This is a genomic window from Micrococcus luteus (genome assembly GCF_022664405.1).
Classification (GTDB): Bacteria; Actinomycetota; Actinomycetes; order Actinomycetales; family Micrococcaceae; genus Micrococcus; species Micrococcus luteus.
This window is the reverse complement of the sequence record NZ_JAKRLB010000035.1, coordinates 1-11,060: the sequence shown is the minus strand read 5'-3', so window position 1 is coordinate 11,060 and position 11,060 is coordinate 1. Positions and strand designations below refer to the sequence as shown.

The 11,060-nt window shown below is 63.3% G+C and carries 8 protein-coding genes and 1 pseudogene; 4 read left to right on the top strand and 5 right to left on the bottom strand.

From position 1 onward, the window contains the following. The first annotated feature begins 267 nt into the window (after positions 1–267). The 4 genes and pseudogenes from MF605_RS11565 to MF605_RS11550 form a co-directional block, all read left to right on the top strand. A complete protein-coding gene (locus tag MF605_RS11565; RefSeq protein ID WP_225348956.1) occupies positions 268–411 on the top strand; it encodes a hypothetical protein in 144 nt (47 codons plus the stop codon). After that, the gene (locus MF605_RS11560; RefSeq protein WP_242821290.1) at positions 408–1,349 is read left to right on the top strand and encodes a GntP family permease; all 942 of its coding nucleotides are present in this window, start codon (positions 408–410) and stop codon (positions 1,347–1,349) included. The genes MF605_RS11565 and MF605_RS11560 overlap by 4 nt, the downstream gene beginning before the upstream one ends. A 29-nt stretch (positions 1,350–1,378) precedes the next feature. Then, positions 1,379–2,533 (top strand): glycerate kinase family protein, encoded by a 1,155-nt coding sequence (locus MF605_RS11555; protein ID WP_134416956.1) that lies wholly within the window; start codon positions 1,379–1,381, stop codon positions 2,531–2,533. Then, positions 2,529–2,945: pseudogene (locus MF605_RS11550) on the top strand (protein kinase family protein); the annotation flags it as partial. The gene MF605_RS11555 and the pseudogene MF605_RS11550, both read left to right, overlap by 5 nt. Before the next feature lie 284 nt (positions 2,946–3,229). Here the strand turns inward: MF605_RS11550 and MF605_RS11545 are convergent. From MF605_RS11545 to MF605_RS11525, 5 genes are all read right to left on the bottom strand, one after another. Then, the gene (locus tag MF605_RS11545; RefSeq protein ID WP_134416955.1) at positions 3,230–6,163 is read right to left on the bottom strand and encodes a type I restriction endonuclease subunit R; all 2,934 of its coding nucleotides are present in this window, start codon (positions 6,161–6,163) and stop codon (positions 3,230–3,232) included. Between the two features lie 2 nt (positions 6,164–6,165). Continuing rightward, positions 6,166–7,344 (bottom strand): restriction endonuclease subunit S, encoded by a 1,179-nt coding sequence (locus tag MF605_RS11540; RefSeq protein ID WP_210078915.1) that lies wholly within the window; start codon positions 7,342–7,344, stop codon positions 6,166–6,168. Positions 7,345–7,442: 98 nt separating this feature from the next. After that, positions 7,443–9,413 carry a type I restriction-modification system subunit M gene (locus MF605_RS11535; RefSeq protein ID WP_134416953.1) on the bottom strand — a complete coding sequence of 657 codons (1,971 nt, stop codon included), beginning with the start codon at positions 9,411–9,413 and terminating at the stop codon, positions 7,443–7,445. Between the two features lie 233 nt (positions 9,414–9,646). Next, positions 9,647–10,541, bottom strand: a protein-coding gene (locus MF605_RS11530; RefSeq protein ID WP_122054296.1) for an IS5 family transposase whose coding sequence is annotated in 2 segments (ribosomal slippage) — positions 9,647–10,183 and positions 10,185–10,541 — 894 coding nt in all. Because the reading frame shifts where the segments join, the coding sequence is not laid out codon by codon here. A 35-nt stretch (positions 10,542–10,576) separates the two neighbouring features. Continuing rightward, complete coding sequence (locus MF605_RS11525) at positions 10,577–10,768, bottom strand: helix-turn-helix domain-containing protein (protein ID WP_210078917.1); 192 nt, start codon at positions 10,766–10,768, stop codon at positions 10,577–10,579. Positions 10,769–11,060: the final 292 nt, after the last annotated feature.

Below are 11,060 nucleotides of genomic sequence, written 5' to 3'. Positions count from 1 at the left end.
CGGCTCGTCGAAGGTCAGGCCGTCACGAACTGGAAGCAGGCCCTCGCCCAGCTCGCCGCGGCCTACCCCGACCGGATCAACCCCTACCTGTGACCACCCCGCTTACACAGACAAGTTGACACGCCCGCCGACACCTTGCGGGATGCAGAGGACCATCGAGACGGCCGAACCCTGTTCGCCAGAACATCGCCGCTGAAGTCCCATCGGTCCTACTCTGGCTGGAATCCCGTGCCGCACAAAGGACTCCCGATGACTGGAATACCGTTCTTGCTCGTCTTCATCCTGGCCATCGCCCTGATGATCGTCATGATCTCCAGATGGAAGATCCACCCCTTCCTCTCGATCATGGTCGTCGACAAGCGCTCCGTAAGGCCCTGGCCCGTCGCACCGGGGCGTCACCCGTGGCGATGACCGTGGCCCTGGCGGCAGGTCTGTACACCTCGCACGTCTTCATCCCGCCGACCCCGGGGCCCATCGCAGCCGCCCAGAACCTCGGCATCGGCGACCACCTCCTGCTGGTGATCGGCCTCGGCGTCGTCGTCTCGATCCCCGCACTCCTCGTCGCGTACCTGTACGCCCTCTACATCGGCAAGCGGGTGACCGCCCCTGAGGAGATCGGCACGGAGGATGCGGACGAGCTGGAGGCGGCCTACGACGCGCTTCGCCGGTCCTACGGGCGGATGCCTGGGACGGCTGCGTCCTTCGCGCCCATCATCGCCCCCATCCTGCTCATGGCTCTCGGCTCGCTCGCATCCGTCCTGAAGTGGACCGGCCCCGCGGGTGACTTCGCCCGATTCCTCGGCACGCCGATGATCGCGCTCGCCGTCGGCACTCTCTGCGCAGTCGGCCTGCTGTTCAGCGTGCGCCGTGGCGAGACGTTCTACGACCTGACGGAGGAGACCCTCCGGGTCGTCGGCCCCATTCTGTTCATCACGGCGGCCGGCGGTGTGCTGGGGCGCGTCATCGCCACCACCGACCTCGTCACCTTCATCGAGAGCAACGCTGCACAGTTGTCGGTCATCGGACTGTTCTTCCCCTTCCTCGTCTCCGCCGTCCTGAAGACCGCGCAGGGCTCCTCCACAGTGGCCCTCACGACCACGTCGGCCATGGTCTTCCCGATGATGCCTGCACTGGGCTTCGAGACCCCGGTGGCCAGCGCGCTCGTGGTCATGGCCATTGCGGCCGGGGCCATGACCGTCTCCCACGCCAACGACTCGTACTTCTGGGTGGTCACCAACTTCAGCGGCATGACGCCCTCGCAGGGTTACCGCACCCAGACGATGGTCACGCTCCTGATGGGGCTCACCTCCATCGTGTTCATCTGGATCCTCGGCCTCGTCCTCATCTGACCCCGTCACCTGACCTAGGAGATCCACGCGTGCAGCGCATCATCGTCATCCCAGACTCGTTCAAGGGGGCCCTGTCGTCGCGGGAGGCGGGCTCCGCGATCGCGGCGGGTCTCGCGTCGGTCACCGACGCCGAGGTCCTCGTGGTGCCCATCGCCGACGGCGGGGAGGGCACCGTCGAGGCCTTCGTGGCTGCCGCAGGGGGCGTTTTGCGATCCGCGACAGTCTGCGGGGTGTTCTACGGCGAACGCGTGTCTGTCCACTACGGACTGATCGACCCAGACGTGGCGGTGGTGGAGACCGCCTCATGTGCCGGGCTCCCTCTCACCTCCGGACGCGAGGACACGGGACGGGCGACGACGTTCGGGATCGGCGAGCAGATCCTCGACGCCGTGTCCGCTGGCGCGCGCAGAGTCATCGTCGGGGCCGGCGGGAGCGCCACGACAGACGGCGGCACGGGCGCTGCCGCAGCCCTCGGCGTCCGGTTCCTCGACGCTGCGGGCGAGGAGTTCATCCCGACCGGCGACACCCTCACCCGGATCGCGCGGATCGACTCCGCCCCGGCACGAGACCGGCTCCGCGACGTCGACGTGGAGGTGATGTGCGACATCAGCAACCCCCTCACGGGATCGCAGGGTGCAGCCCACGTGTTCGGCCCCCAGAAGGGGGCGGATCCTGCATCAGTGGCGAGCCTGGATACCGGACTGGTCCATCTCGCGGGCATCGTCGAGCGAGACCTCGGGGTCGCGATCGACGCGCTCCCCGGTGCGGGAGCAGCAGGGGGTCTCGCCGGTGGCCTGCACGCCTTCATTGGAGCCACCTTGAAGCCGGGTATCGACGTCGTCCTCGAGACGGCGGGTTTCCACGACCTCGTGAAGACCGCTGACCTCGTCATCACCGGAGAGGGGCGCATTGACGGCCAGTCCTTGGCCGGGAAGGTGCCGATCGGCGTGGCCCAGGCCGTGCGCACAGCAGGCCGCGCGATCCCGGTGATCGTCCTCGCCGGCTCCGTGGGACAGGACGCGGACACCCTCTACGACGAGGGCATCACCGCGATCGTGCCCATTGGCCGCGGCCCCCAGGACTTGGCGACAGCGATCCGCCGTACGGCAGAGGACCTGACCGCGACCGCCCGCGACGTCGGGCGACTGGTGATGGCCTGCTTCCCCGCCGACCTCACACGGTGAGGACGGCGAGGACGGGCAGGGCCTCGTCCTGGCCCGCGAGGACGCGGCGGCGCTGCGCCGCAGGGCGGTGTTCGACGTGATCGTCAGCAACGCCGACCGCAAGGGCGCGCACATCGTCCCCATGCGCGTCGGGCACCGCCACGGCGTGGGCCACGGGCTGACCTTCGATGTGGAGAACAAGCTCCGGACCGTGCTGTGGGGATGGATCGGTGAGGAGCTGAGTGAGGAGGAGCGCGACGGCGTCGGCCGGGTAGGCCCGGGGCTCGGCGGTGAACTGGGGCGGGGGCTGGCGGGGTTACGCGGCGCCGAGGAAGTCGAAGCCTTGGCCGAACCCTGTGCCCGGTTGCTCGACGACGGGATTCTCCTTGCCCCGAGCGGGCTGACGCCGGCGGTGCCTTGGCCGCTGTTCTGAGGTGGCGAGCCCGTGAGCAAGGCGGGCAAGGAATGCCGAGGGTCACCGCGTCCGTCGCCAATCACGTGACTCAAGACGAGCCGACTCCCCTGCGGCGTTCCATAGTTGTGAGCCAGGAGGGACAGAGCACCTCGGACTTAGTCGGATGGAAGCTACGCCCGTGGCATAAAAGCCGACCGGGCGGGATGGCGCAGCCGTCGCAACGCGTGCGTCCGTTACTAACTTCCTGTGCCACTCTCATTCTCACGGCAGCTGTGGCCATGAAACTCTGAGGGTGTGCCTTATCAAGCACTCTTACGGTAGGTCGCGTCGAATACCGCATTCGCAAGCCACTGCTTGAAGCTGCTGTTGTCCTGGAACTCCCTGAAGAGCTGGGTGTCGTCTGAGATGAGACGTAACATGACTTGGCTGAGTGCGCGGTCGCTCTCGACGCGGGCGTTTACCGGATCGTCATTGGCCTGCGCATTCTTGTAGGCCTCATCCTCGGACACCAGCCGCGGGATCTCTTCGGTGATGAACCGCTGCACACGATCCGCATCGTTCCACTCGATGTTGCCGAAGTGATCGTTGAAGCTGCGCACAATCGCGGAGAGCCTCTCGAGCTCTGGGTCTGAGCGGTGCCCACCGCCGGCGGCTGGCACCGGATCGAGAGTGCCATCCTCATCGTCGAGGACGATCTTCATGGCGCTGAGCTTCTCGGCCCGGTACGACTCCAGATCGATATTCTCCAGGATGCCGGCCGAGAGGTCCTCCTCCTTCGGCGCGGGCAGCTTTGGCACCAGGTGGTCGAGGAAGATCGATCGCTTCTCCCACTCGCTGCTCCCGTACGGAAGCACAGTCGAGAGGAAGTTGTAGGTACGCAGGAACGCCTTTGCGCCGCCTTTGAACGCGACCTGATCGTCCTCGTCGGGCATCTCGATGTACTCCGCGACACTCCCATCGAGCAGCGGGTCGAGCTGGTCACGGCTCTCGCCAGCCAGGTATCGACTCACAAACTCGTCGATCTGTTCGATCGTGTAGACGGCGAAGGCGTCGAGATCGTTGACCAGGTCATGAAGCTTGTTGGCGTCGGTCTCCTCGGCCAGCACGGTCGTACGGTAGTACGGCTCGAACGCACGCTGGATCTCGTCGGCGTCGTTGGCGAAGTCGAGCACGAACGTGTCGTGCTTCGCGGGATGGGCACGGTTGAGGCGCGACAGTGTCTGCACCGCCAACACTCCGGAAAGTGCCTTGTCGACGTACATCGTGTGCAGCAGCGGCTCGTCGTATCCCGTCTGGAACTTATTGGCGACCACCAAGATCCGATATGGATCGGTCTTCACCTGCTCAGCGATGGCGCTGGAAGGGAAGCCGTTCAGGCTGGCCTCGGTCACCTTCACGCCCTTGTACTCGTGCTCGCCGGAGAAGGCGACGACTGCTCGGTACGGGCTCTTCCGCTCGGCGAGTGCATCACGAATCGCGTGAAAGTACTCAATGCATCGCGCAATTGACGATGTCACCACCATGGCCCGGGCATGCCCGGCGATCTTGCGCTTCGCCACCACCTGGGCGAGGAAGTGCTCGACCATGATGGCGGACTTCTGCGCGATGGCGTGTTCGTTGCCCTCGACGTACGCGCGGAGCTTCTTCGATGCGCGTTTCGCGTCGAACTCAGGGTCGTCCTCGACGGTCTTCATCAGCTTGTAGTAGCTGCCGATGGGGGTGTAGTTCGCGAGGACATCGACGATGAAGCCCTCCTGGATCGCTTGCTTCATCGTGTACGAGTGGAAGGGGCGGAATCCCGTGCCACCCTCGGCGTTCGGTACGGGCTCGCCAAACATCTCGAGCGTCTTGTTCTTCGGAGTCGCCGTAAACGCGAAATAGCTCGCGTTCGGCAGCAGCTTCTTGCCCTCGATGATCCGGTTGATCTGGTCCTCGAGGGTGTCGTCTTCGATGTCGTCGACGCCAGCGAGAGCCCGGGAGACCGCTGCCGATGTCTTCGACCCCTGCGACGAGTGTGCCTCGTCGATCACGATGGCGAACCTGCGGTCCCGATGGTCCGCTCCGATGTCATCCAGGATGTATGGGAACTTCTGCACCGTTGTGACGATGATCTTCTTCCCGGCCGAGATCGCGCGGCGCAGGTCCCCCGACCGGTCCGCATGTACAACCGTTGAGCCCACCTGCAGGAACGACTTGATGGTTTGTGTTAACTGGTTGTCGAGGATGATGCGGTCCGTGACGACGATGATCGAGTCGAAAGCGATGCGACCGTCATGGATCGTCTCAGTCAGCTGATGGGTCAGCCAGGCGATCGAGTTCGACTTGCCGCTGCCCGCAGAGTGCTGGATCAGGTACCGGCGACCGGCCCCGTTCGCCTCGACATCGGCGAGCAGCTTGCGGACGACGTCGAGCTGGTGGTAGCGCGGGAAGATCGCCTTTGAAACCTTCTTGCCGGTCTTCTGGTTCTTCTCGACGACGATCTGTGCGTAGTTCTCGATGATCCCCGCGAGGCTGAGCGGAGCGAGCACCTGCCGCCAGAGGTAATCGGTCATCACGCCGTCGGGGTTCGGCGGGTTGCCGGCCCCGTCCTTGAAGCCCTGGTCGAAGGGCAGGAACCAGGAGGAAGCGCCTTTGAGCTGGGTGCAGAATCGGGCTCGCTGGTCGTCGAGGGCGAAGTGCGCAATCGTCCGGCCGAACGCGAACAGCGGCTCACGGGGGTCCCGGTCGCGCTGATACTGCTGAACCGCGTCCTCGACCGTCTGGTTCGTGAAGTTGTTCTTCAGCTCGAACGTGAACACCGGCAGCCCGTTGATGAACCCGACCAGGTCGACAGCGTCGCCAGTGTTGCTCACGCTGTAGTGCACCTGTCGTGTAACCACAAATCGGTTCGCCTCGAAGAGAGCGGCAGCCTTCGGGTTCGCCGCATCGGGCGCCGGATAGTAGAGATCTACATGCAGACCGAGGTGGTCGATGCCGTTGCGCAGCATGTGCACAACGCCACGGCGCGTGATCTCCCCCTGAAGCCGGGCAAGGAACTTGTGACGTGTAGGCGTGTCCGAAGCAAGGCCAAGCGGCTCAACAAGGTCGGGCTGGGTCGCACTGATGAACTCGGTGAACTGGCCGAGATCGAGCGCGTGGGACGCGACGTAGTCGGCAGGCGCGCCCTCGGCCCATCCACCGTCGACCATCTGTTCAACGATGAGCGCTTCCAAGCTCTCTTCATTGAGACGCCGCATGCTCACTCCTCGCTTTCGCCCAACGCATCTTCGAGATCATCATCCAACAGTGAGTCCAGACCGGTGCCTTGTTCCGGGGTGTCTGGCAACGATGCGGCGATCGCTCGGACGTCCACCTGCCCTGTCACGACGTCGGCAACGAGGCGTGTTCGGAACTCTTGCAGGAGGGAGATCTCGTCCTGATAGCGTTTCGCAACGGAGTCGAATTGCGCGCCGTCGCGTTCAATCTCCTCAACCACTTGCATCTGTACGTGACCAGGAGGCACGGACACTGCAATTTCATAAAGGTCTTTTCGGTCGACGCCCGGAACCGCTGACTTTTCGGCGTACACGGTCTTATCAATAGAGCGTAATAGCCAATAGCACCATCGTGGATGGTTTCCTTGAAAATCAGTTACGTAAAGTGCGGTATTGTGCGGCCAAAATTTGTCTTCAACATAAAAGACCGCTCCAGTAGAGCCGTATCGCCCGATAACGACTCCAGGCCCGTCCACTCGCGCCTCACTGTGTGTTGCGATTACGCCGCCGGAAGAAATCACGGGGAACGGCCCCGCATCCCTCTCGTCCGCGGGAAGATCATACCCCCGCTGCAACCGTACTACCCACTTGAGGCGCTTCCTTGGCCAGGTCCCAGGATTCCCGGCGCCACCCTGAATGCGCTCCAAATTGTGTGCTCGCCGTTGCTCCTCGATAAGAGCAACGAGACGACGCTTGGCCGCGATTGCCTTATCGATGCGTGCGTTCGCATGTTCGAGGTACTTTACGATCGCTGCCTGCTCTTCGATCGGCGGCACCAGGCAAGGCATCCGCTTTAGATCACCCCACCCCAGCTGCTGGCGTAGTCCGCTGCCCATCCCATAGATACGCTTTGTCGAGTCAATGGCAATTAGGTATTGGTAAGCATACGCGCCATTCCAGTCCCCGGTAGGGCGCAAACCGATGTATGCCGAAGTAATGATGCCACGGTCCTTGACATGCCCAACTCGAACACTTGTCTGATCGTTCTGCAGGTCGGTAGGACGTACAACGATGTCACCGGGTTCGAGAATCTGATAACCCTCATAGGAATCAGGAACCAATCCGCGTTGCTTCTCAAGCGGTTTAACGACGACCTGGCCATAACTCAGCGAGAGAACTTGCGTCTCGACCAACCCGGTGTTCTTGTGTCGGTTCTCCTGCATCACAGCCAAACCGGGGTGTACCGCCCAGTGAGCCGGTGTTCGAGTCGACCAGAATGAGTTTGAAGTCGTCTCTGCGTACTTGGGTAGATCCCTGAACATCAGGCTTCACCTGCGATTTCGGCGATCAGGTCTTCAGTCTCTGCCTCGAGTGCGCGGATGTCGGCCTGAATCTCGGCCAAGGTGCGCAGGGGCGTGGGCTTGTAAAAGTGGCGGGTGAAGGAGATCTCGTAGCCGATCTTCGCCTTCGAGTCGTCGATCCAGGCATCCGGGGCGTAAGGCTCGACTTCGCGACGGAAGAAGGCTTCGATGCCGTCGGCATAGTCGCCCGCGGGCTCCGTGAGCGGTACCTGTTCGGTGTCGCGCAGCTCGGAGTCGGGCTCGTACTGGACGATGCGGGCGCGGCCGTCGATGACGGCTTCGTACCTCCCGTGCAGCGGATCGGGTGTCGCGGCGTACGGCAGCGCCTTGCGGATGAGAGGCGGTGCACTTTCGTCGCGCACTCCGTCCTCCTTCAGCTGCTTGATCTCCTGCGCCGTGTAGACACGGTGTGGGTCAACACCGGCGATGCGCAAGGGCCGTTCGACGGTGATCTTGTGGTATCCGAAGTCCACACCGTCGAATACCTTCGAGTGGTCGGTGTCTTCGTACTGATCGAACGCTTTGAACGCCTCGAGGACCTTGTCGGCGTCAGTCGAGCTGACCTCGACGCCCTTCTCGCCCAGGTTCTTGCGCAACGGCGTGAACCAGTCGGTGGCGTCGATGAGCTGGACCTTGCCCTTGCGGCGATCTTCCTTGCGGTTGGAGAGCACCCACACGTACGTGGCGATACCGGTGTTGTAGAACATCTTCAGCGGCAGCGCGACGATCGCTTCGAGCCAGTCGTTCTCGATGATCCATCGTCGGATGTTGCTCTCGCCCTGGCCAGCGTCACCTGTGAACAGCGAGGAGCCGTTGTGCACCGATGCGATCCGGGAGCCGAGCTCGGTGCCCTGTTTCATCTTCGAGATCAGATTTGCGAGGAACATCAGCTGTCCGTCGCTGCTCCGCGTCACCAGCGAATACTCGCTGTCGTTGTCGTGGTTGACGAGGAACCGCGGGTCGATGATCTTCTTCGCGCCGCCGAGGCGATCCTGGTCGGTCTTCCAACTCTTGCCATAAGGCGGGTTGGAGAGCATGAAGTCGAACTCTTGGCCCGCGAACGCATCGTTGGAGAGGGTCGAGTACTCCGGGCCGCCGACAATGTTGTCGGCCGCTTTGCCGTCGCCCTTGAGGATCAGGTCGGCCTTCGCGATCGCGTACGTCTCGGCGTTGATCTCCTGCCCGTAGAGGTGCGTGGAGACCTTCTTGCCGGACAGCTCCGTCAGATGCTTCAGGGTCTCTTCGGCGACGGTCAGCATGCCACCGGTCCCCATCGCACCGTCGTAGAGCCGGTAGGTACCCGACGGGATCGTGTCTGCGATGGGTTCGAACATCAGCCGGGTCATCAGGCGCACAGCGTCACGCGGCGTCCAGTGCTCGCCGGCCTCTTCGTTGTTCTCCTCGTTGAAGCGGCGCACCAACTCTTCGAAGACGGTGCCCATCCCGTGGTTGTCCATGCCCGCTGGGGAGAGATCGAGGTCTGGAGCGAGGAACTTCTCGATCAACGCACCGAGCGCGTCAGCCTTCGTAAGCCGAGGTAGTTGGTTACGGAACTCAAAGTTGTCGATGATCTCCTGCACGTTAGGCGAGAAGCCATCGAGGTACGCCTCGAAGTTCTGCCGCAGGCGCGTCGAGTTCGACACGTGCCGCAGGTCCTGCAGCGAGAAACCAGATGTGTTGTAGAAGTCCTGCTTGGCAGCATCGCGCAGCGGTGCATCCTGGTCAGCGACGCCCGCCTCGTCCAGCATCTTCTTCATCGCCATCACTGCATCGCGCGTCGGGCCAAGGACGCTGTCCAGGCGACGCAGGACCGTGAAGGGAAGGATCACGTCCCGGTACTTGCCTCGAACATAGAGGTCGCGGAGGACATCATCTGCGATATTCCAGATGAGCGCCGCGATTCGCGCGTGGTTGATGGAGCTGTGTGGCACTAGGGTCCTTCACTTGTGACTAGATAATCTGCCGGGCGGCAGTGCGACGAGACCGGCACTCGTAATGCCGCCCAACCAATGCTGAAGGTAGACGGCACCACTGTCATTATCTCAGCTCGCCCGAAGTCGTGTGTGCTCAGGCAGGCATCCATGATGCCCACACGGTTCGCCGCGCAAGAGTGACTCGAGCGCCGAACGTCACTGACGAACGACAAGTGCCTGCGCCTCAACACCTAGGGCATGTCTGACAATCGTTTGGACCATGCGATCACAGCATTCAGCACCACAGCGGACCGGTAGACGATCGCGTACTTGTCATACCGGGTCGCCAGACCCCGCCACTGCTTCAGGTGCGCGTACTGACGCTCGATGACGTTGCGGCCCTTGTAGGCGTCCGCGTCGAGGCTAACGGGGCGCCCGCCGCGGGCACCGCGCCGTCTGCGGTGGCCCTGCTGGTCGGCCGGTTCGGGGATGACCGCTTTGATCCCACGGGCACGTAGGTGGGTGCGGATCGCCCGGGAGGAGTACGCCTTATCGCCCAGCACGGCCTCGGGGCGGGTCCGGGGCCGCCCTACTGGCCGGGTCACGCGCAGCTGCTCCAGAAGAGGAAGCAGCATCGGGGAGTCCCCTGCCTGGCCGGGGGTGATCAGGCTGACCAGCGGCAGCCCGGTCCCGTCCACGAGCTGATGGATCTTCGTGCTCAGCCCGCCACGGGAGCGCCCGATGCCGTGATCGGCCGGTTCCTCACGCGGATTCTTGTAGTTCGATCCATCCCCCTGTGTGGCGGGTGATGTTCGTCGCGTGCTGGTGGGCGCGGGCGATCGTGGAGTCCACCGAGACCGACCAATCGATCAGGCCTTCGGCGTCAGCGGCGGCGGTCAGCGTGGCCAGCACCGTGTCCCATGTGCCTTCTTCGGCCAAGCGCCGATGCCAGGTCCACACGGTCTGCCAGGGCCCGTAGACCTCGGGCAGATCCCTCCAAGCGATTCCGCACCTGTATCGGTAGATGATCGCCTCCACCATGGTGCGGGCGTCGGCGAACGGCCTGCCGGCGCGGCCGGTCCGGGTCGGGAGCATCGGGGCGATCAACTCCCATTGGGCGTCGGAGAGCATCTGGAACCGGGACATGTCCCCAGGGTCTCAGCTGACTCGTGCATCTATTCTCAGACACGCCCTAGTTGCTCTGCCAGAGCATCGACGGAGTCCAAAGTGAGGTTGCGCTCCCCACGCTCGATGCCGGCGAGGTACCGAGTCGACACGCCGAGCTCTTCAGCAAGACCTTCCTGCGGCAGCCGACCCGCAAGGCGCAGATCGCGCACCTGCGCTCCGAGCACCTTCTTCAGCGGTTCTGTCACACATCAAGTCTCAGGTTTGGTAGTCATGACTTTCAGGAAGTTATCGATTCCAGTTGCGGCCCAGGCGGTTCATGCACGACTCGCGCTACAAGTGCACCAGACCTCAAAGGAGAGCGTGACAATGCCCGATTCGCAGCAGATCCCCGACGGGAACTCGACAGCTCTTGTAAGCGGCCATGAAAAGCTGCCCATAGGTGGCCAGGGAATGACCCGCTGACGGCCATGAGGACTGCCCAGTGATGGCCACGGGAACTGCCCGGTGCTGGCCATCTGGTTTGCCCGCGTTGCTCGT

Excerpts from the sequence above, each read along its gene's own strand:
- MF605_RS11560 (WP_242821290.1), top strand. The coding sequence starts at position 408 with ATGACCGTGGCCCTGGCGGCAGGTCTGTACACCTCGCACGTCTTCATC.
- MF605_RS11545 (WP_134416955.1), bottom strand. The coding sequence starts at position 6,163 with ATGCGGCGTCTCAATGAAGAGAGCTTGGAAGCGCTCATCGTTGAACAG.
- MF605_RS11540 (WP_210078915.1), bottom strand. The coding sequence starts at position 7,344 with ATGCAGGAGAACCGACACAAGAACACCGGGTTGGTCGAGACGCAAGTT.